Consider the following 17,112-nt stretch of genomic DNA (forward strand, 5'->3'; position numbering starts at 1 on the left):
GCTGGTCAGAACTTGTCGGTGGCCCGGCCCCACGCCGCGGTCCAGATCGCTCCCATCTTCGGGGCGGCCTTGTCGACGCCCGGCTTGAAGTAGGGGAACCTGCCTTCGAGCTGGCCCTTGTAGAGGTTCTGGGGACCGCCCCGGCCGCCGGCGAAGACGACGCCGTTGAAGCCACCGCCGGGCAGCGGCTGGGGCTTCTTGTTGCTGCGGATCGACCGCGACAGGGCGCCGGTCAGTTTGCCGGGGCCTCCGCCCTTGGACACGACGTGCGGGGACAGGTTCAGCCGCACCGTGGCTCCGGTCCGGGAGGACTTGCCGCGGTGGTCCCAGCGCGGCCGGCCCCGCAGCTGCCCCTTGATGCTCGACTTCGCCAGGCCCTGGCAGGCTTTGAGAGCCTTGAGGGTGGCGAGGTCGATGTTGGCGTCCATCCGTACAAGCGCGGCCTCGGCCTCTTTCACGCCGCGGACGACGGCGCGCATCTCACCGGGCATCGGCGGCCCTCCTCTCCGCGTCGGCCCTCACCTTGGCGACGGTGTCGTCGATGGCGATGAGCCAGTCCAGAGTCAGCGCCGACTCGTCGTCGAGCTGGGACGGTGTGCAGTGCAGCAGCGTGCACAGCCGCCAGGTGCGGTACTCCTCGGCCGGGATCCGGCTCGCCGGTACCGCCATCCCCTCCAGGGCGTTCTTCAGGCGCTGGAGGGCTCGGTAGGGGACGCCGGGTCCGGGCTGGGCTCGGAGAGGTTGGGGTTGAGGGCGCCCTGGTAGGGGGCCACGGCGGCGCGCAGGGCGTCCAGGGCAGGCCCTGGCAGGTCGAGCAGGCCGTCGACAGACACGGGGATCGCGTCGTAGGACCAGCCGCGGACGGCGGCGACGACGAGGAGATCCTGGATGGCCTCCAGGTCGTCGAAGGCCGAGCCCATGCCGGCGGCGACCTGGAGCTGTTCGGCCTCGGACATGTCCGCCGGACTCTTCCCGGACGCCTGGACGGTGGCGACCGCCGCGGCGAAGTCGGTGTGGCCGAGCAGCTGGGTCGACAGCTTCTTGATCGGCCTGCGGTACCGCTCGGTGATGTCCTGCACTGGCCGCAGGTCCGCCCAGCCGCCGCCCGGCAGCGGGATGCGGTTGGCGGTGGTGATGTCGATCGTCACTTGTACGTCCCGGAGGCGATGGCGTTCTGGATGGTCATCTTGATGGGGCTGTAGCCACCGGAGCCGCCGACGTCGGTCGCGTTGGCGAGGCCCTCGTAGCTCACGCTGAGCTCGACCCAGTCCTTGCCGCGGTCCACCTCGGCGTTGGAGTAGGCGCACTTGGTCATGTGCAGCTTGACCTGCACGGCCGAAGCCCCGGCGCCCTGCGCGAAGTTGAAGTCCAGGCTGGGCTTGGCGTTGGTGAGGTAGTTGGTGAGCTGGGCGTCGTCCTCCATGATCAGCGTCATCTTGCCGCTGACCGTGACCGGCCCGGCCCACAGGGCGACGGGGGCCTGCGTGCCGTCGGCGGTCGAGATTGCCGTGACGGGGCGCTTGATGGTGCACTCGCCGTCGATCAGCGTGGTCACCGTCGAGCCGCCGATGGTGACGGCGCCCTGCCAGGCGGCGATCGGCGTGACCGCGGTGAACGACGGCGTCGGTGTCGAGGCGGTGGCGGACGCCAGCGTGAGCGCCTTCGCGCTGTACTCCAGTAGGCCGTCGCCGTTGAACTTCAGGCCCAACTCGCTGAACTTGCAACCGGCGAACTGCCGGGTGGTGATGGCGTAGTAGTCGCTCAGCGTGTAGCTGGGCGGCTGGGCGGTGCCGGTGTTGAGGACCGCCAAGGCGTGCGTGTACGGTGCGCTCGCACCAGTGGTGACGAGGTCGCCGAGGACACCCGTGGCCATCCAGCCCAGGGTGTCGGGGAAGACGTCGCCGCCGAACTCGTACTCGGCCCAGATCGGGCCGCTGATCTCGTCGTAGATCTCGACCATGGAGCCGCGCATGCCCTTGTCCGGCAGGAGCGTGAGCTTCTCCTTGGGCTTCATGTCCTTGACCGGGATGAACGCGGTCGCGGCCACGGCGGTGCCGAACGTCGTTTCCTTGGCGATGCCAAGGAATGACCTGGCGGACGGCTGGGGCATCACTCACCTCCGGTGGTGTCGTCGTGGTGGTCCTCGGGATCCGGCGCCTCTGCCGGTGCGGCCGCAGGCTCGAAGCCGATCTGGGGCTCCCAGGGGTCAGCGTCGGCGGCGGGGGTCCACCGGCCGTCGCCAGGGTCGGCGTCCAACTCGTACGAGGTGCCGGGCGCGGGCGTGAGGGTGAGCGAGGGGTAGTAGCGGTCCCCGTCGCCCTGGTAGATGAAGCGGGGCAAGGGGGCCTCCTAGATGCGCTGGTTGCACTCGACGGTGAGGGCGCCCTGGCCGACCCACGAGGAATGGTCGGGCGCCCACACGGTCTCGGTGTCGGAGCGGGTGGGCCTGGACCAGATGACGGTGCCGCCGAGGGTGGGATCGGTGCGGACGACGGCGATGACCTGGTCGATAAGGGTCGTGGTGCGCTCGAAGGCGCTACGCGAGTCGTCGGTGCCGCGGGCGCACTCGATGGTGATCTCGATGGTGTAGTGCTCCATCAGCCAGCCGGCGCCGCCGGACCCGACCATGGAGGAGATGTCGATGCGTCGGTCGACCTTGCCGACCGCGACGATGTCCGCGGGCTGGTAGGTGCCCGGGCCGTCCAGGCACACCAGCAGGCTTGCGGCCGGGTCGCCGTAGGAGCCGCCGGACACGACGCCGGGGTCGGGGGTGAGCGCGGCTTTGAGGGCGGTGAACAGCCACAGGCGGGCGGCCGGCACCGAGGAGGAGGGGATGGTCATCAGGCCACCCCCGGAGGCCGCCGGTAGGGGGCCCACAGCTCCAGCACGCGGGCCGGGAGGGCGAAGCCCATCGGCACGACCGCGCCGTCGGAGTCGTAGGAGCCGGCGGAGCCGAACGAGGGCCGTCCGGCCTGCTGGGTCATCTGCCACAGGTGACGGATCAGTTCCAGCGCGCCGAGGAATACCGTCGGAGCGACGACGCCGGTCCCGGCCGTGTAGACGCACTTGACGTTCTTCACACCGCGAGGAAAGGGCACATCCATGCCGACGGCGCGGCGGGTGATGGTGCCGCGGGTGAGGTCGACGGTGTACCCGTAGGAGTCCATGGCGCCGCCGCCGAGGGGCTGTTCGGTGAGATTCCAGGTGGAGGAGGCGACGTACTCGGTGACGGAGGTGACGGAGGCGACGGGCTGCCAGTCCAGGGAGATCGTCGGGCGGCCCCCGTCGTGCCACTCCGTGTGGAGTTCCGCCGTGATCGGACCGCACACGTAGCGGGCCTGGTCGTCGGCGGCGTCCATGAAGCGCTGCAGCTCGGTGTCCTGCCGGGTGTCCCCGGTCGGGATGTTGAGGTGGGCTTTGACGGAGGCCAGGTCGACAATGCTCACCGCGGGCCTCCTAGGTGGCGACGACGCGCGGCACGAAGGCCGACACGGAGGGGGAGGCGATGGTGGCCGGAGCCGTGCCGGCGAGAGCGGATCCGGACACGGTGGTGAGGGTCTTGTCGCCGGTGGTGATGCCGGTGACCGCGCCGGTCAGCGTCGCCAGACCCACCAGGGAAGGGACGGTGGTGGCCTTGACCATGACCGCCGCGTAGTAGACGCCGGTGCGGGTGATCTGCACCGGGCTGGACAGGGCGAGGGTCTTGGCAGTGCTGGCCGCCCACGCCGCGGTCAACTGGTCCGCGCTCTGCCCCAGTAGCACTGGGGTGGCGTCGTCCGAGTAGAGGGCGAACCACCAGTTCGTAGGGGTTCCGGCCGCGGTGCCGCCGGAGGCGAACGTCAGACTGGTCACGGTGTCACCTGCGTACAGCGGCAGGGCCGTGGCGAGCATGATCTGTGTGGTCAGCACGCCGCCGTCGTTCAGGACGAGGTGGCGGGCAACGTTTTCCCGGAACATGCCCGACGGCTGGCCGGCGACCAGCCAGGTGGGGTTCTTCGGGCCATACCGGCCGTTGACGAGCGGCATCTCACTCGCCGCCCTTCGCCGTCTCCGCCGGCGGCATCGCTGCGGCGGTCTGCTTGGCGCCGCGCTTCGCCGGGACCGGCAGCCGCAGCTCGTCCAGGCCGGCACGCAGAAGCCGCGCGGCCTCGGCGCGCTCGGCGGCCGGGAAGTGCTGGCCCTGCTCGGCCAGTTCGGCCGCCCGGTCCTCCAATCGCTCGATCTCGGCGTCGACATCGGCGGTGACGCGGCTGATCTGCGTGGCGACCTGCCCGGCGCGGTCACTGTCGCCGCTGTGGGTGTGCCGGTCGTGCTCGGCCCGCAGGCCCCGCAGCTCGGCGATCCTGTCGTGCATGGAAGTTCCTCCGTGGGTGGGCCCGCCGCCCTGGAGTAGGGGGCGGCGGGCCGGTCAGGGGTCGGATCAGAAGCCGGACGGGGCGATGAGTCCGGTGCCGCTGATGACGGCGATCGCCTCGGGGCGGCGGTCTGCCATGAACGCCGCGTAGTTCCACACCTGCAGTCGGACCTGCAGCGTGCCGGACAGCACCTCGGTGAGGACGCGGGAGCGCATGGCGCCCTCCCACAGGTAGATGTCGCTCGTGCGGGCGATGATGGCCCGGTCCTCGTTGGAGCCGCCGCCGAGGTTGGACGGGATGTTGCCGTCGGTCAGGACGGGCAGGCCGGCGACCTTGCCGACGTAGCCCTCGGTGTCCGAACCGGTCTGCAGGGCGAGCGGGTTGAACGGGCTGGAGGTGTCCGGCAGGACCAGCGGGCGGTTGGAGGAGTCGAGGGCCGACATCATCCAGTACCAGCGAGCCGGGGTCACGAAGCCGGCCGTCGCGGGCATCTTGCGGCCGGTGGCGACCTTGCTCATGGCCTGAAGCCACGGCGTGTACAGCTCCGGAACGGTCGGCGAGGCGTCGGTGTAGGTGACGCTGGTGATGCCGGAGACGTTCAGAACGCCCTTGAGCTGGCCAGACGAGCCGGAGCCGTACACGCACTGGCTGTCGAGGCGCAGGTTGTAGTCGGCCATGAGGTCGGCGAACACGATGTCGTCGAACCCGACCGGCGACTGGTCGAGCAGCTGCAGGGCGATGTCCTGCTGGCCGGCGATCGTGCGCACGGGCGCGGACACGAACGTGTCGGTCAGGTCCTGACTGGTGACGGCCGCGGCGTCCGCGGTCTGAACACCGGTCAGGGTGCCGGTGGCGACCTTCGGAACGTTGATGCTGTCGGTGCCGGACGGCAGGGTGAGGTTGCGGACGCTGTTGGCGAAGGTGCGACCGAAACGGGGCAGGTCGATGTACTCGTCGACCAGCCACAGCGGCGGCACGAAATATCCGCCCTGGCCATCGGTGCGGTTGGGATTGACGCGTTTCTCGAACGAGGACTCACGGTCGACGCCGCGCAGTTCCTCGTCGGCGCGGGCCGCCCTCAGCTTCTCGCGCCGCGGCATGTCGACTTCGAGCTCGGCCTGGTGACGGCGGATGCGCTCGCGAGCGGCCTCGACACCGCCGTCGCCGTCGCCGCGGTTCAGCTCGACGCGGGCGAGGTCGAGGTAGTAGGAGTGCCGGGTGCCGCGCTCGTACGCCCGCGGCTCGCGGCCGACCTGGGTGGAGGCCTTGGGCGGCGCGTACCGCTTGGCGGTGGCCGCGGCCTGCTCGTCGCGCTGCAGCTGCTCGTCCAGCTCGGCGATGCGGTCGTCGATCTGGCGGACCTCCGCCTCCTTGGCGTCGAAGCGGCCGCGCTCGTCGTCGTTGAGGTCGCGCTTCTCGGCGGTGGGGGCCTTCAGGATCTCGCCGAGCTCGGTCTTGAGCGCGGCACGCCGGTCCTGGAGGGCCGTGATGAACTCACGGGACATGGGGTTTCCTTCGGGTGGTGACGGTGTGTGGTGGCGTGCCTGCTGCTCGGGTGGTGGTCCGGGTGGCGGCCAGGTGCACGAGGGTGCGGCGTGGCGGCCGGCGCGGCTCCGGCGCGGTCGGCAGGCGGTGAAAAGTCAGAGGCCGAGCCAGCGGAGCCGGGCCTGGTCGAGGCCAAGCAGGGCGGGCGCCGGCGGCTCCTCGGGCGCGGGCGTGAACTCGGCGGCGAGGCGCTCGTACAGCGCCCGGCGGTCGTCGGCGGACAACCGCTCCAGCTGCTGACTGACCTCGCGGGCGTTCAGCTGAGCGCCGGCCGTGTTCGGGTTCGCGCCGTAGTTCACGACGCTGACGTCGCCCTTGTTGAGGTTGACCTCGAGGATGTCCCGCTGGTCGTAGTCCGGTGACCACTGCTGGCGGGTGACCCAGAAGCCGAACGACATCTCGTCGACGTCGCCGCGCTCCATGGCGGAACGCAGGGCCTGGACGTGCGGGCTGGACGGGTCGAGGTCGGCTTCGGTGTGCAGGCCGGTGTCGTCCTCGGCGAGCCGGAGCGTGCCGCTCTTCGTCCTCGCCAGCGTGAGGCCGCCGTGGTTGACGAGGAAGGGAACGTCGGCGCTCTCGCCGAGAGTCTTCTTGAAAGCGCCTCTGCGAACGACCTCGCTGTAGGAGCCGAGGAAGTCCTCCATCTCGTACGGAGCCTCGGTGATCGACGCGTAGCCGGTGAAGGTCAGCGTCTCGCCGCCGGTGCCGCTGGGCTTGGACCGCAGCTCGACGCCCTGGAACGGCGTGCTGCGGCGCTGGACGGTGGTGGGCCGTGCGGCCCGTGCGGACAGGTCCATGGCTCACTCTCCAGGGGGCATGGGTTCGGCAGGTGCGGCACCAGCGCCGCTGTGGGCGCTGTTGAGCGGGGCGAAGATGTCGTCGCCGCCGCCGACCGGCGGCAGGTTCTCCTTGGCACGGGCCTCGTTGATCGTCAGGACGCCCGAGGTCCGGGCCTGCGTGTAGGCCGCATAGCGGCCAGCAGTGTCCGTGCGCTGCAGCGCGGTCGTGTCGAGCTTCGCGTTCGACCCCCGGGGCAGCAGCGCCGTCCACGCGTCCTCATAGATCCCGATCCATGGGTCGAGGGTGTACGTGCCGAAGCCGATGCCCTGCTGCTCGATGCCGGTGCCCCAGCTGGTAGTTCGGTCGACCTGGCCGAGCATGTGCGGGGGCACGCCGTAGAGCATCGCGACGTCCAGCGTCGATGCCGCGCGAGTGCCCAGGAACTGGGCGTCCTCGGGCGTGACGCTGATGCTTTGCCACTTCGCGCCGCCGGACAGAACGCCGATCGCGTGGGCGTTTGCCATGCCGGAGTGCGACGCTTCGAAGCCCTCCTTGAGCTGCCGCGCCGACTGCTTGTCGAGGTTCGCGTCGACCGTGATCACACCACTCAGGTGGGCGCCCTTGTCGAAGAACTTGCCCCCGTATTGTTCGGCCGCGAGACCCAGGCCGATGGTGTGCCGGGCGTAGGAGATCGGCGACATCGCGGTCGGCTCACCGGGCAGACACATGCCCATCAGGTGCACCATGTCGGCGGACGAGAGCGGCTTCCGGTCGACTTCGTAGCAGCGCGCGCCGTCGTCGTCCCAGGAGACCCGCACGCGGTCCGGGTGGATCACCTGCAGGCGGGACGGACGAAACAGCCAGTCCCGGCTCAGCACCACGGCATAGGCGTTGCCGCGCAGTCCCAGCGACACGGCGAGCTGCTGGAATCCGGCGCGGCGCGAGAGGTAGCGGATGTCGTTGGCGCCGCCGAACGGGTCGGCGACGATCGTCGGCTGGTCGGGCAGCGGCTCGGTGACGGCCCCGCGCTGGCGCATCGCCGTCATCGGCAGACCCGACACCGCGGTCGACAGGATCCGCACGCACGCCCACACAGCGGACAGCTGCAACGCGGTCTGCTCGCTGACCGGCATGCCGGACGACGACAGACCTCCCAAGGAGCCATTGGCGGGGATCGAGGAGTCGCCCCACTGCTGGACGACGCGGTGCTCGGCCGCGCGACGCAGGATGCTCACCGGTCCATCACCCACCCGATCAGCAACAGAGCGGCGCCCGCAACGGCCAGGCCAGCCACCGGGTGCAGCCACCATGCGGCGGCGTCCAGGCAGGCCAGGCCGAGCACGTCGACCACGTCGGAGATGAGACGGCGGCGAGGACGCACAGGCACCTCCTACAGGTCGGCCCAGGACCAGAACTGGGGCGTCGGCTCGGGCTCGGGTTCCTGGACGGCGCGTTCCAGCGCCATCACGGCGGATACCGCGAGGTCGATCTTTCGGGGGCTGTGCTTGGCGTCCTTCGACAGCCGGGAACCCCGACTGTCGGTCCTGATCACGCAGTTGGCCAGGTGCCGGGCCAGCCGCGGGTCACCGGAGTGCGTGAGCGTTCGGTTCATCACGGCCTCATAGAACCGGGTCGTCGCCGGGATCATGCGGGCCGGGCTCTGGGGGAACTCGACGACCGGCAGGCCCTCCTCTTCCAGCACCTGGTACGTGCGGCCCCAGCGGTAGGGGTCGCAGACGATCTCGCGGACGTTCCAGCGGCGGCAGGCCTGCCGTAGGGCGTCCTCGACTTCGAGGATCGGCACTGTCCAGTCCTGGCCAGCCTCCTGGGGGCGCTCCCACGCGGCGACCACATCCACCCTCGGCACCTCGGTGCATGACACCACGGTGATCGCAGTGCTGTCGCCGTTGAACGACCCGTCGAAGCCGATGCACACCTCGGCGCCGTCTTCGATCGAGCCTGCGGTCGCGCACCCGTCCCAGGCGCCTGCCGGGAGCCACGCCTGGGCCGTCGACACCCACTGGTTGAGGCGCTTGGTGCGGAACTCCGCCTCTGGGGTGCGGCGGACTGCGGCCTCGAAGTCCTCAGGGTCGATCAGGTCGCCGAAGGCCGGGTTCGCCGTCCGCCACACCCGCTGGTCGCGGTGGTCGGCGTCGTCCGGGGCGCCCCACCAGGCCAGGAAGAAGGCCGGGTCGACCTCCTCCCCCGAGGCGATCCGCTGCCCGTACTGGAACAGCCGGTAGCAGACCGAGTCGCCGCCGGTGCTGTCCGTCTTCACGCCCGCCGTGGTGATGGCGAACAGCAGCGGGTCAATCCGGGCACCCGCCGCCAGTGCCATGACGTTGAACAGCTCGTCGTTCGGCTGGACGTGCAGCTCGTCGAAGATGACCCGGGTCGGGGACAGGCCTTCCTTGGTGAACGCTTCCGCCGACAGGCAGCGGTACACCGAGCCGGACGCCGGGACCTCGATCGCATCCCGGTAGACCTTGCACGCCTCGGCCAGGTCCGGAGAGTTCTCCACCATGCGGCGGGCGTCCCCGAAGACGATCCGGGCCTGGTCGCGGTCGCCGGCGCACGAGTACACCTCGGCGCCCGAGCACTCGAAGAGCCCGTCCAGGGCGATGCCTGCCGCGAGACCGGACTTGCCGTTCTTGCGGGGCTCGCCGACCAGCGCGACCCGGTGGCGGCGCCGGCCGTCCTGGCGGCGGGCGAAGACGTGGCCGAGCAGCTTGCGCTGCCACGGACGCAGCGTCAGCGGCTGCCCCGACGCACCCGAGAACGTGTCCCGGGTGATGGTGCACATCGCCTCGATGAACTCGGCGACGTGCTCGCCGTCCCCGCGGCGCACATCTGCGGCTGGTACCGGGGTGAGGAACCGCGGCGGCCAGCTACTGGGCGCGCGCCTGCCTGCGCGAGAGGAGCTCGTCGAGCTTGCTGGCACGCTTCACCTCCGCATAGCCCAGCCGGGCCCTGTCCGTCGGGGTGAAGCCGCACAGCGACTCGTAGCGGGTCATCTGTGCTTCCAGCGAGCGCAGTTCCGACAGCAGCGGGTTCGCCCGGCGCTGACCCATGGACCCGGTGACCATGTAGCCCTCTTCGGCGATCGCGTCTCGGATCGCCTCCCGCTCGTCGTGGGCCTCACAGAGGCGGGTGAGCAGGTCCAGGTCGGTCGTCGGCGACAGCCATGCCTGGCCCGCGGTCCACAGCCGTTCCCACACCGCCTGTCCGCGGTCGGCGAGAGTGGCCGGCGGCGGTGGGATGTGGGCGACTGCGGCGAGCTGCACGACCGGCTCGGGAAGCGGCCTCTTGCCCGGATTGCCGGTGCGGCGCTTACGTTCTGTGGGCGTTGGGGGTCGGCCTGCGGGCATGCCCTCCACCCCCAAGGACGACCAAGGTCAAAAACGGGCCGAATTCCGCGTCGCTGTGTGGGGGCTGGGGGGCCGGGTCCGAAGACGATCATGCTCCGTACTTTCGACCCGCCCCCGGTCGGCCTCGCCCACAGCGACGACCATCACGCACCGTGACGGCCGAGCCCTTGCTCACTGGTCGCGCTTGCGACTGTTGCATGAGCGGCACAGCACACACACGTTCTCTGGCTCGCTGGTTCCACCACGAGCGAGGGGGACGCGGTGGTCTGCGGTGAGGTCGGTGCTGTGGTGTGCGGGCATCTGCCAGCCTGGGCACCAGTCGCCGTGCTGGGCTCGGTGCTGGGCTACTGCTGCTCGTGCCACGCGCTGCCATCTGCTGTCGTAGCCGCGCTGTGTGGCGCTGCCTCGTAGCTGGGTCTGCCTGGCCTGCCATGCGGCTTGGTGTTCGTCGCATCGGCTCGGGTTGCGGGTGAGTCTCTGGCAGTCGAGGCAGGGGCGTTGGCGTCTGTGCACGTCTGCCTCCTTGGGTATGGTGCCCCAGGGTGAGGCGTGGGGGTGGCACCCCGCACGTTGCCCCTCCCCCTGCGTTGCCCCGCCGGGTCAGGCAGCGAGCTGTCGACCGGCCCGCTTGCGGGTCTTGGCTTCAGCGTGTGCGACGGTCATCTGCAGGTACAGGGGGCGGCCCTGTTCGTCGAGGCCGTCGGGCTGTATGAGGCCGCGACGGCGCCACTGACGGATGGTTGACGGGTCGACGCCGGCGAGGCGGGCGGACTCGGGGCCGGTAAGTAGAGGGTCCACGCCACCTCCAGGGAATGCGGAAGGGCCCGACCGGAGTCGGGCCCTTCGTGACGCGGGCGCACGTGTAGTGCTGGCAGCAGCGTGACACAACCGCTGATCTTGTGCAAGCGGCATGGTCGATCAGGCGTCCGGCGCCCATTCGGGCCGGTAGTCGGGGTGGCCGGCGTACGGCAGGGCGAGCAGGCGGAGAGCGGTCATCAGCCCTTCCTCCCGGCCGATCGCTTGGTTCGTGATCCGCTGCTTGACGGTGAGGATCATGTCGGGGTCGTCTGGCCACTTGGCCTGGCCTGCTTGCTCATACGCGGCAACGATGCGTCGTTTGGTGTCGACCTCGGCCTGCACCCGTGCCGGATCGTGGCGGGCGATGTGCCGAAGGTTTGCCTCGTCTGCCGGGGCTGGCGAGCTATCGCCAATGACGATCCGCTTCGCGCCTCCCCAGTAGATCGGGTCGGGATCGTGTTTATGGGGGCTCGCCGTCAAGACCAGGCGGATTTTGCCGTCTTCGTGGTACTTGTCCTCTGTCGCCCACCACTGACCTCCGCAGTCCCCCTGCTCGGCAGCACGCGCGGCCCGCTCGTCCTCGTCGAGGCGGTCGCGGAGGAACGCGACCAGGTCGGCGGTCACCGGCTTCCGCCGGTTTGCATGTCGGGCTGCGCGGGGTGGCCGAAGATGAGGCCGAGGTTGACCTTGAGGCCGGCCGCCGCCGCGGCGAGGGTGATGTCGAGGAGGGTGTACGGCGCGGGCTTCGCGTGTCGGCCGAGCTGCTTGAGAGCCCGGCCTGTGCTGGGGTATGGACGGTGGCTCATGTCTCATCCTCTCGCGGGTCCGCCCGCCCCGGGTAGCTCCTGGGGCGGGCGGGTTGGTCAGCTCTCGGTTTGCGGCTGGGGCTGGGGCTCGGGGGCGGGGGTGAGCCAGTAGCTGCTGCCGGGGCCGCGCTGCTCGACGCGCGGTTCGGGCTGCGGCTGGGGCTGCTGTCCGGTCCCGTTGGCGTAGGCCATGATGGCGGTCTCCCTGCTCTGTTGGGTGGTGGAGGGCCCGGGGCGGCCGGCTTGCTGGCAGGCGGTGCGGCCGCCCCGGGGCGAGGTCAGTTGGCCGTGCGGACGCGGGAGGCCTCGATGGTGGCGCCGGGGTACTGAGCCTGGGCGGCGGCCTCGACTCCGGACAGGAGCTGGTTGCCGCTGACCCCGGCGGGGCCGACGCCGTCGGCGCAGACGGTGACCTGCTCGCCGGACGTCGTACGGATGTCGACCTGGGCCTCGTAGCGCTGGGTGCTCATTTGGGTTCTCCTTGGTTGTTGTTGGTCGTTGACTGTGGCGTGGTCAGGCCGGCAGGAGGTTGTACAGCCGGGTGATCTCTCGGCGGGTCTTGCGGATCTCGTCGACGAGGCGGCGACGCTCGTCCGCGTCGAGTTGCTGGTCGATGGTCACGGTTCGGTGTCCTCTCAGGTCGGCGATCAGTGGGCGTGGGCGGGGCAGGGGCGGATACTGGCGGACCCGTATCCGGGGGTCGAGGTGACGGTGCACCAGCAGGTCTCGCACACGGCCCCGGGGATGGGCAGGGTGTCGGTGGCGTGGGCGACGCGCACGGGCCAGCCGCAGCAGGTGAGGTCGTCGTACTCGGCCCGGGTCAGGACGGTATCGGCGCTGAGGGTGTGGATAGCGGTCACGATGCGTTCTCCCATTCGAGGATGGTGGAGCGGTCGGGATCGGTGGGGTCAGGCTTGGGCCAGAACCCCGTCTGGGCAGCGGCCTCCGAGCGTTGTTGCTGTTGTTGTTGCTGGTCAGAGCCGCCAACAACGGCCGGGAGGGGCTGTCGAGAGGGGCAGGGGAGTGGGGGCAGATCGCGCCGGTAGATGCCGGTGCTGGAGCCGCGGCCGGGGACGCGGCAGGCGGTGGGGGTGATGCCGGCCTCGGCGAGGAGGGCCCGGACGGGGGCAGTGTCGGCGGGGGTTCCGGTCCACTCCTGGGCGATCTGGGCGAGGTGGATGCGGTCGTCCTTGCCCGGCTCGGTGCCGGGCATCAGCTCGTGGAGGAGGGTGAGGAACTCGGCGCTCTCATCGACCTCTTCGGGCTCGGTCGCTTCGGTCGCGTCCGGCTCGTCGGTTGTCTGCTTGGCGGTCGTGGGGGCGCCGGCCTTCCATGCAGCCCACGTCCATAGGGCGGCGGCGCCGGTGGGGATGAGTGGCTGGTGGTGGGCGGCGTCGAGAAGGCCCGGCGCGGCCTTCCAGAGGAGGTATCCCCCGCCGATCTTGATGCCGAGGTGGGTTCCTGCTGCCCATCGGCCGAGGCGCCGGGTGACCTCGGCCGATCCGCTGTACAGCCTGGTCGCGGCCCGGCGCTGGATGGTCATCGGCCGACGCTGGTCTGCTGGATGGTGGTGCCGGTCTGGTTGGCGGTGCTCTTGATCTGGCCGAGGAGGGATCCGACGATGCCGCTGCCGCCGTAGAGGCAGACGGTCATGACGACGGTGGCGATGACGGCTTTCTTGGCCTCGTCGCTGAGGCCGCCGGTCTTCGAGCGCCACTTCGTGATGAGGACGGCGGCGATGATGATGCCGATGATGAACGCTCCGCCCTGGGCGCCGGACACCTCGACGTTGGGGGCCTGTTCGGGGACGGCGAGCTGGTACTGGGCGGCGGTGTCGATGGCGGCGGCGAGCTGCTGCTTCATGGCGGGGCCTTTCAGCTGAACAGGTACGGGAGGAGGAGCAGAACGGCGATGGCGAGGCCGAGCCAGCGGAGCCAGGCTCCGAGGACGCGTTTGACGCTCTTGGGGGTGAGCATCAGGAGGAGCAGGACGGCGACGGGCCATGCCCAGGGGCCGAGGGCGTAGGGGGCGGCCATGTCAGCGGCCCTTCCTGGGGCCGAGGCCGTAGCTTCGGTTGAGCCACTTGTCGGTGCCGGCGTCGATCTTGTGGATCTCGCGTTCGCGGCGGGCGCGTTCACGCGGCGTGCGGCCGGTCGGGGTGCTGCTGGCGGTCTTGCCGCCGGTGAGCTTGGACATGAGGCCCATGGTCATCTCCAGGCGAGGAGGGCGAGTGTGAGGGCGCCGATGAGGGCGCAGGCGCCGGTGCGGCGCAGGGTGAGGCGGGCGTCGTCTCCCGCGGCGGCGTAGAGGCCGGCGTAGGCCAGTGCGGCGGGGACCGCCCAGAGCAGGGCGGCGGGCACGGGTCAGTCGCCGACGACGATGCGGCGAATCTCGGTCGCCTCGCGGCGGCTGAGGCCGAGCTGCAGCTGGAGCGTGCCGATGGTGACGGGCCGCGCCGAGCGCCCTTTGCGGGCCTCGCGGTCGAGGCGCCGGGCGGCGGCGATCAGCTGGGACCTGGTCATCGTGGCCGGGTCCGGGGTGACCACTGCAGTGACCGTCTCGCGTACCGCCTGACCGGCTGGCACGGTGGTCATCCTGTGGTCATGCAAGTGGTCACCGTAGTGGTCATCGTGCGGCACGGTGGTGACCGGCGGGGTGACCAGTCCGGCGGCCGCCAGCTGGGCGGTGAGTTCGTCGTCGGTGGCGCCGGGCATGAGGCTGCGGGCGTAGTCGGCGGCCCGGTCAGCATCGGTCGCCTCGGGCTCGACGACGGACAGCTCGTATGCGGCGTGCATGTCCGCCGTGACGCCTTCGACCCGGGCGAGTTCACGGGTGACGGCGGCGGTGGCGAGGCGGGCGTGGGCGGCGGAGAACCGGGCTTCGACCCACTGCTGTGAGCGGTCGTCGAGTTCGACGCTGAAGTGCTTCATCGCCATGGTCCACATGCCCTTGGCGAGGGCGGAGACGAGGGCGCCGATGATGCCGACGACGATCGCACCGTGGCCGCCGTGGAGGACGCCGTGGGCGCAGACGGCGGCCATGGCGATGATGAGGGCGAGGTGGCCGGCCTTGCGGGGGCCTGCGGCCTTGCGGCGGTCGTAGCGGGCGAGCCACTCCAGGGCCATGCAGCTGATCCACGCGAGGTCGAACACTCCGGCCGCGCCGTAGCCGACGACGGGGTGGACGGTGCGGGCGAGGAGGTCGCCGATGCTGGCGGTGGACCAGGCGATGCTGCCGGCGACGGTGAGGGCGGTCGCTCCGGTGACGGCGCTGCGGACGAGACGGTCCCAGTCGCGGGGCGGGATGGGCACGGCGGTGGTGTACCGCTCGGTGACCATCTCGGTGACGCCGTCGATGGTGTGCGGAACGGTGCGTTCCTGCTGTACCTGCCGGGCGCGCCGGAAGGTAGGGTGCGTGTTGGCCATGGGAGCGCTATCTCCTGTGGTCAGGGGTCCGGTCGGCGGTGATGTCCGCGGGTGTTCCAGCACTCGCGGTTGGAGCCGGCCGGGCCCTGTTGTCTTATGCGGTTGTTACGGGCCGGTGCTTCTTGATGGCCTTGTCGATGGCCTGCCAGGAGCGGCCGAGCTCTTTGGCGACTCTGTAGACGCTTCCGAGCTCCGCCACGCCGTCGTCCAAGGCCGCTGAGCGGCGCTGTGATGCGGCTACGACTTGGTGGCCGAGCTGTTCCAGCAACTCGTCCTCAACTCGCACCCGTTCGCGCCAGGGTGGCGTTTCCATCTCCTAGAGATTATCTAACCCGGGGTTAGATGGCAAGCGCTTCGTGACGAACCATCACGCCGCGCCGAGGACGGCCAGGTACTGCTCGATGCGCCAGGCGACGTCGTCGGGCCGCAGGACGGCGAGGCAGTTGTCGTTGCCGCACTGGGCGTCCTGGCCGTCCTGCTGGGAGAGCGACAGGAGTCCGCACCGCGGGCACGGCAGCTGCAGCGCGCGCCGGCGGGGGCGGACGGCGGCGAGGGTGTCGAGCGTGCGCCAGGCGTCGTGGATCTCGGCCGCGTACTCGTCGGCCCACAGCTGCAGTACGGACCAGGCGAGGACGTCGCGCCGGCGGAGGTAGGCGAGGAGGTCGTCGAGTCGGCCGGACGCGGGCTCGCCAAGGTCGCCTTCCTCGACGTGGATGCGGGCCCAGGCGGCGAGGGTGCCGACGAGGGGCACGATGCCGTCCTGGTCGCCGTAGGGGTCGTGGACGTCGCCGGGGCAGGCGGGTCCGAGGTAGGAGGCGACGTGCATGACGAGGGGCGCGGGCGGGGTGCGGGTGGCGCCGGAGACGCGGGCCCCTTGGCGGCCGGCGCCGGGCTGGACGGAGAGCTGGGCCCAGGCGGCGAGCAGGGGGATCTCGCGCAGTTCACGGGCGAGGCGGGCGCCGGTGGCGAAGTCGAGCATCAGGGTCTCCGGTGCGGTTCAGCGGGTGGGCTGGTAGTCGGCGAGGTCGCGGATCGCGTCGCGGATGGGGCGGGGCGGCGGGAGGGGTTCCCACTGGTCTGGGTCGAGCCCGTCGAGGAGGGCCTGGTCGTCCCAGCCGTCCCACTCGTCGTCGGGACAGGTCACGGCCGGGCGCCGTTGAGGGCCGCGCGGATTCGGTCTGCGGCGTTCTGGTAGCCGTCGGCCAGGCCGCCGTACGCCTCGGCGGTGTCCAGCTCGTCGGCGAGTGCCCGGACGGCGGCGATGCGGGCCTCGGCCTGCTCGGCGCGGGTCAGCTGGTCGTGGCCGAGGCGGGCGAGGTCGTTGGCCCAGCGTTCGGTGGCGGCTTCGTAGGCCTCGTGGCTGGTGCGGGTGTCGTTGGCGCGGCGGCGGGCGGACAGCCAGGCGGCGCGGTAACGGTCGGCGCGGCGGCCGTGCCGGCGCCACTGGCTCAGCTCCTTCTCGGCCGCGGCCAGGTGCTGCTGGAGCTGCCGATAGTGGGCTCCGGAGGGGGCGTTGCGGAGGGCGGCGCCGGTTCCGCCGAGGCTGGCGCGGAGCTGCCGTATGCCGGCGCGAAGGGCGGCGTGCTCGTCGGGGGTGAGCGGGCGGTTGGCGGTGTGGCCGATGAGGTGGTCGAGCTGGGCGGCGGTGGGGGTCATCGGGCGGCCTTCCTCTTGGCTCGGGCGAGGGCTCGGCGGGTGGCGCGGTTGGGACGAGGGGCGGGCGCGTCGTCGGGGACGACCACCTCGGTGCGGGCGGCGGTGGTTTCCCAGGTGGGGCCGGGGCGGGGCGTGTGCTCGGTGGTCACTGGCGCTCCAGTTGGGCGATCAGCTCCGCGAACTGGTCGGCGGCGGTGAACTGGCCTTCGAGGTCGGCGAGTACGTCGGTTTCGTGGGCTGCGGTGGTCCATTCGCGGTTGATGCGGTTGGCCCAGCAGATGGCGACGATGGCGGCGGGTCCGCAGGTGGCGAGGGTGATCCAGGTGGTCATGTGCGTCTCCGGGGGTGGAGGGCGTAGAGGGTGGCGGTGAGGCCGGCG

At 70.9% G+C, this 17,112-nt stretch carries 34 protein-coding genes; all 34 read right to left on the reverse strand.

All coding sequences use genetic code 11. The features are described from left to right. Positions 1–5: 5 nt before the first annotated feature. A complete protein-coding gene (locus AC0B61_RS26300; protein ID WP_471743225.1) occupies positions 6–491 on the reverse strand; it encodes a hypothetical protein in 486 nt (161 codons plus the stop codon). Next, the gene (locus AC0B61_RS26305; RefSeq protein WP_471743226.1) at positions 481–669 is read right to left on the reverse strand and encodes a hypothetical protein; all 189 of its coding nucleotides are present in this window, start codon (positions 667–669) and stop codon (positions 481–483) included. The genes AC0B61_RS26300 and AC0B61_RS26305 overlap by 11 nt, the downstream gene beginning before the upstream one ends. A gap of 17 nt (positions 670–686) precedes the next feature. Beyond that, complete coding sequence (locus AC0B61_RS26310) at positions 687–1,148, reverse strand: hypothetical protein (protein ID WP_471743227.1); 462 nt, start codon at positions 1,146–1,148, stop codon at positions 687–689. Continuing rightward, positions 1,145–2,110, reverse strand: a complete 966-nt coding sequence (locus AC0B61_RS26315; RefSeq protein WP_471743228.1) for a phage tail tube protein — start codon at positions 2,108–2,110, stop codon at positions 1,145–1,147. Before AC0B61_RS26315 ends, AC0B61_RS26310 begins: the two co-directional genes overlap by 4 nt. Next, positions 2,110–2,340 carry a hypothetical protein gene (locus tag AC0B61_RS26320; RefSeq protein ID WP_471743229.1) on the reverse strand — a complete coding sequence of 77 codons (231 nt, stop codon included), beginning with the start codon at positions 2,338–2,340 and terminating at the stop codon, positions 2,110–2,112. The genes AC0B61_RS26315 and AC0B61_RS26320 overlap by 1 nt, the downstream gene beginning before the upstream one ends. 9 nt (positions 2,341–2,349) lie before the next feature. Next, entirely contained in the window at positions 2,350–2,841 is a 492-nt protein-coding gene (locus AC0B61_RS26325; protein WP_471743230.1) for a hypothetical protein, read from the reverse strand. Continuing rightward, positions 2,841–3,446, reverse strand: a complete 606-nt coding sequence (locus AC0B61_RS26330; protein WP_471743231.1) for a hypothetical protein — start codon at positions 3,444–3,446, stop codon at positions 2,841–2,843. Before AC0B61_RS26330 ends, AC0B61_RS26325 begins: the two co-directional genes overlap by 1 nt. Positions 3,447–3,456: 10 nt before the next feature. Next, positions 3,457–4,026, reverse strand: coding sequence for a hypothetical protein (locus AC0B61_RS26335; protein WP_471743232.1), 570 nt, complete (start codon positions 4,024–4,026; stop codon positions 3,457–3,459). Position 4,027: 1 nt separating this feature from the next. Further along, complete coding sequence (locus AC0B61_RS26340; protein ID WP_471743233.1) at positions 4,028–4,354, reverse strand: hypothetical protein; 327 nt, start codon at positions 4,352–4,354, stop codon at positions 4,028–4,030. 66 nt (positions 4,355–4,420) lie between these two features. Next, positions 4,421–5,860 (reverse strand): phage major capsid protein, encoded by a 1,440-nt coding sequence (locus AC0B61_RS26345; protein WP_471743234.1) that lies wholly within the window; start codon positions 5,858–5,860, stop codon positions 4,421–4,423. 135 nt (positions 5,861–5,995) lie between these two features. Further along, complete coding sequence (locus AC0B61_RS26350) at positions 5,996–6,697, reverse strand: HK97 family phage prohead protease (protein WP_471743235.1); 702 nt, start codon at positions 6,695–6,697, stop codon at positions 5,996–5,998. Between the two features lie 3 nt (positions 6,698–6,700). Continuing rightward, entirely contained in the window at positions 6,701–7,915 is a 1,215-nt protein-coding gene (locus AC0B61_RS26355) for a phage portal protein (protein WP_471743237.1), read from the reverse strand. Then, positions 7,912–8,067, reverse strand: coding sequence for a hypothetical protein (locus AC0B61_RS26360; RefSeq protein ID WP_471743239.1), 156 nt, complete (start codon positions 8,065–8,067; stop codon positions 7,912–7,914). Before AC0B61_RS26360 ends, AC0B61_RS26355 begins: the two co-directional genes overlap by 4 nt. A 3-nt stretch (positions 8,068–8,070) precedes the next feature. Then, the gene (locus AC0B61_RS26365; protein ID WP_471743241.1) at positions 8,071–9,528 is read right to left on the reverse strand and encodes a terminase large subunit domain-containing protein; all 1,458 of its coding nucleotides are present in this window, start codon (positions 9,526–9,528) and stop codon (positions 8,071–8,073) included. A 40-nt stretch (positions 9,529–9,568) separates the two neighbouring features. Next, positions 9,569–10,048, reverse strand: coding sequence for a phage terminase small subunit P27 family (locus AC0B61_RS26370; RefSeq protein ID WP_471743243.1), 480 nt, complete (start codon positions 10,046–10,048; stop codon positions 9,569–9,571). A 171-nt stretch (positions 10,049–10,219) separates the two neighbouring features. Then, positions 10,220–10,348, reverse strand: coding sequence for an HNH endonuclease (locus AC0B61_RS26375; protein WP_471743417.1), 129 nt, complete (start codon positions 10,346–10,348; stop codon positions 10,220–10,222). Between the two features lie 300 nt (positions 10,349–10,648). Then, complete coding sequence (locus tag AC0B61_RS26380; RefSeq protein WP_471743245.1) at positions 10,649–10,846, reverse strand: MerR family transcriptional regulator; 198 nt, start codon at positions 10,844–10,846, stop codon at positions 10,649–10,651. A 120-nt stretch (positions 10,847–10,966) separates the two neighbouring features. Next, on the reverse strand, positions 10,967–11,470 hold the full coding sequence (locus tag AC0B61_RS26385; protein WP_471743247.1) for a DUF6221 family protein: 504 nt from the start codon (positions 11,468–11,470) through the stop codon (positions 10,967–10,969). Then, positions 11,467–11,652, reverse strand: coding sequence for a hypothetical protein (locus AC0B61_RS26390; RefSeq protein ID WP_471743249.1), 186 nt, complete (start codon positions 11,650–11,652; stop codon positions 11,467–11,469). The genes AC0B61_RS26385 and AC0B61_RS26390 overlap by 4 nt, the downstream gene beginning before the upstream one ends. Positions 11,653–11,709: 57 nt before the next feature. Further along, entirely contained in the window at positions 11,710–11,844 is a 135-nt protein-coding gene (locus AC0B61_RS26395; protein ID WP_471743251.1) for a hypothetical protein, read from the reverse strand. An 86-nt stretch (positions 11,845–11,930) separates the two neighbouring features. After that, complete coding sequence (locus AC0B61_RS26400) at positions 11,931–12,122, reverse strand: hypothetical protein (RefSeq protein ID WP_471743253.1); 192 nt, start codon at positions 12,120–12,122, stop codon at positions 11,931–11,933. A 177-nt stretch (positions 12,123–12,299) separates the two neighbouring features. After that, positions 12,300–12,527, reverse strand: a complete 228-nt coding sequence (locus tag AC0B61_RS26405; RefSeq protein WP_471743255.1) for a hypothetical protein — start codon at positions 12,525–12,527, stop codon at positions 12,300–12,302. After that, entirely contained in the window at positions 12,509–13,195 is a 687-nt protein-coding gene (locus AC0B61_RS26410; protein WP_471743256.1) for a hypothetical protein, read from the reverse strand. The genes AC0B61_RS26405 and AC0B61_RS26410 overlap by 19 nt, the downstream gene beginning before the upstream one ends. Beyond that, positions 13,192–13,515, reverse strand: coding sequence for a hypothetical protein (locus AC0B61_RS26415; RefSeq protein WP_471743258.1), 324 nt, complete (start codon positions 13,513–13,515; stop codon positions 13,192–13,194). Before AC0B61_RS26415 ends, AC0B61_RS26410 begins: the two co-directional genes overlap by 4 nt. A gap of 11 nt (positions 13,516–13,526) precedes the next feature. Continuing rightward, on the reverse strand, positions 13,527–13,688 hold the full coding sequence (locus AC0B61_RS26420) for a hypothetical protein (RefSeq protein WP_471743260.1): 162 nt from the start codon (positions 13,686–13,688) through the stop codon (positions 13,527–13,529). A gap of 1 nt (position 13,689) precedes the next feature. After that, positions 13,690–13,848, reverse strand: coding sequence for a hypothetical protein (locus AC0B61_RS26425; RefSeq protein ID WP_471743261.1), 159 nt, complete (start codon positions 13,846–13,848; stop codon positions 13,690–13,692). Between the two features lie 11 nt (positions 13,849–13,859). Then, positions 13,860–14,012, reverse strand: a complete 153-nt coding sequence (locus tag AC0B61_RS26430) for a hypothetical protein (RefSeq protein ID WP_471743263.1) — start codon at positions 14,010–14,012, stop codon at positions 13,860–13,862. Positions 14,013–14,015: 3 nt separating this feature from the next. Next, on the reverse strand, positions 14,016–15,077 hold the full coding sequence (locus AC0B61_RS26435; protein ID WP_471743265.1) for a hypothetical protein: 1,062 nt from the start codon (positions 15,075–15,077) through the stop codon (positions 14,016–14,018). 94 nt (positions 15,078–15,171) lie between these two features. After that, a complete protein-coding gene (locus AC0B61_RS26440; RefSeq protein ID WP_471743267.1) occupies positions 15,172–15,390 on the reverse strand; it encodes a hypothetical protein in 219 nt (72 codons plus the stop codon). A gap of 54 nt (positions 15,391–15,444) precedes the next feature. Next, complete coding sequence (locus tag AC0B61_RS26445; RefSeq protein WP_471743268.1) at positions 15,445–16,056, reverse strand: hypothetical protein; 612 nt, start codon at positions 16,054–16,056, stop codon at positions 15,445–15,447. Positions 16,057–16,074: 18 nt separating this feature from the next. Beyond that, the gene (locus AC0B61_RS26450) at positions 16,075–16,221 is read right to left on the reverse strand and encodes a hypothetical protein (RefSeq protein WP_471743269.1); all 147 of its coding nucleotides are present in this window, start codon (positions 16,219–16,221) and stop codon (positions 16,075–16,077) included. Continuing rightward, a complete protein-coding gene (locus AC0B61_RS26455; protein ID WP_471743271.1) occupies positions 16,218–16,733 on the reverse strand; it encodes a hypothetical protein in 516 nt (171 codons plus the stop codon). Before AC0B61_RS26455 ends, AC0B61_RS26450 begins: the two co-directional genes overlap by 4 nt. Further along, a complete protein-coding gene (locus AC0B61_RS26460; RefSeq protein ID WP_471743273.1) occupies positions 16,730–16,882 on the reverse strand; it encodes a hypothetical protein in 153 nt (50 codons plus the stop codon). The genes AC0B61_RS26455 and AC0B61_RS26460 overlap by 4 nt, the downstream gene beginning before the upstream one ends. Beyond that, positions 16,879–17,064: a hypothetical protein gene (locus tag AC0B61_RS26465; protein ID WP_471743275.1), complete on the reverse strand. Its 186-nt coding sequence runs from the start codon at positions 17,062–17,064 to the stop codon at positions 16,879–16,881. Before AC0B61_RS26465 ends, AC0B61_RS26460 begins: the two co-directional genes overlap by 4 nt. Positions 17,065–17,112 lie beyond the last annotated feature (48 nt).

It is taken from the genome of Kitasatospora sp. NPDC023385 (assembly GCF_055664045.1).

Coding starts and splice junctions, on each gene's coding strand:
- AC0B61_RS26415 (WP_471743258.1), bottom strand. CDS start 13,515: ATGAAGCAGCAGCTCGCCGCCGCCATCGACACCGCCGCCCAGTACCAG.
- AC0B61_RS26420 (WP_471743260.1), bottom strand. CDS start 13,688: ATGGCCGCCCCCTACGCCCTCGGCCCCTGGGCATGGCCCGTCGCCGTC.
- AC0B61_RS26350 (WP_471743235.1), bottom strand. CDS start 6,697: ATGGACCTGTCCGCACGGGCCGCACGGCCCACCACCGTCCAGCGCCGC.
- AC0B61_RS26390 (WP_471743249.1), bottom strand. CDS start 11,652: ATGAGCCACCGTCCATACCCCAGCACAGGCCGGGCTCTCAAGCAGCTC.
- AC0B61_RS26410 (WP_471743256.1), bottom strand. CDS start 13,195: ATGACCATCCAGCGCCGGGCCGCGACCAGGCTGTACAGCGGATCGGCC.
- AC0B61_RS26465 (WP_471743275.1), bottom strand. CDS start 17,064: ATGACCACCTGGATCACCCTCGCCACCTGCGGACCCGCCGCCATCGTC.
- AC0B61_RS26325 (WP_471743230.1), bottom strand. CDS start 2,841: ATGACCATCCCCTCCTCCTCGGTGCCGGCCGCCCGCCTGTGGCTGTTC.
- AC0B61_RS26300 (WP_471743225.1), bottom strand. CDS start 491: ATGCCCGGTGAGATGCGCGCCGTCGTCCGCGGCGTGAAAGAGGCCGAG.
- AC0B61_RS26395 (WP_471743251.1), bottom strand. CDS start 11,844: ATGGCCTACGCCAACGGGACCGGACAGCAGCCCCAGCCGCAGCCCGAA.
- AC0B61_RS26400 (WP_471743253.1), bottom strand. CDS start 12,122: ATGAGCACCCAGCGCTACGAGGCCCAGGTCGACATCCGTACGACGTCC.
- AC0B61_RS26345 (WP_471743234.1), bottom strand. CDS start 5,860: ATGTCCCGTGAGTTCATCACGGCCCTCCAGGACCGGCGTGCCGCGCTC.
- AC0B61_RS26425 (WP_471743261.1), bottom strand. CDS start 13,848: ATGTCCAAGCTCACCGGCGGCAAGACCGCCAGCAGCACCCCGACCGGC.
- AC0B61_RS26340 (WP_471743233.1), bottom strand. CDS start 4,354: ATGCACGACAGGATCGCCGAGCTGCGGGGCCTGCGGGCCGAGCACGAC.
- AC0B61_RS26305 (WP_471743226.1), bottom strand. CDS start 669: ATGGCGGTACCGGCGAGCCGGATCCCGGCCGAGGAGTACCGCACCTGG.
- AC0B61_RS26445 (WP_471743268.1), bottom strand. CDS start 16,056: ATGCTCGACTTCGCCACCGGCGCCCGCCTCGCCCGTGAACTGCGCGAG.
- AC0B61_RS26405 (WP_471743255.1), bottom strand. CDS start 12,527: ATGGGAGAACGCATCGTGACCGCTATCCACACCCTCAGCGCCGATACC.
- AC0B61_RS26375 (WP_471743417.1), bottom strand. CDS start 10,348: ATGCCCGCACACCACAGCACCGACCTCACCGCAGACCACCGCGTCCCC.
- AC0B61_RS26455 (WP_471743271.1), bottom strand. CDS start 16,733: ATGACCCCCACCGCCGCCCAGCTCGACCACCTCATCGGCCACACCGCC.
- AC0B61_RS26440 (WP_471743267.1), bottom strand. CDS start 15,390: ATGGAAACGCCACCCTGGCGCGAACGGGTGCGAGTTGAGGACGAGTTG.
- AC0B61_RS26435 (WP_471743265.1), bottom strand. CDS start 15,077: ATGGCCAACACGCACCCTACCTTCCGGCGCGCCCGGCAGGTACAGCAG.
- AC0B61_RS26370 (WP_471743243.1), bottom strand. CDS start 10,048: ATGCCCGCAGGCCGACCCCCAACGCCCACAGAACGTAAGCGCCGCACC.
- AC0B61_RS26315 (WP_471743228.1), bottom strand. CDS start 2,110: ATGCCCCAGCCGTCCGCCAGGTCATTCCTTGGCATCGCCAAGGAAACG.
- AC0B61_RS26335 (WP_471743232.1), bottom strand. CDS start 4,026: ATGCCGCTCGTCAACGGCCGGTATGGCCCGAAGAACCCCACCTGGCTG.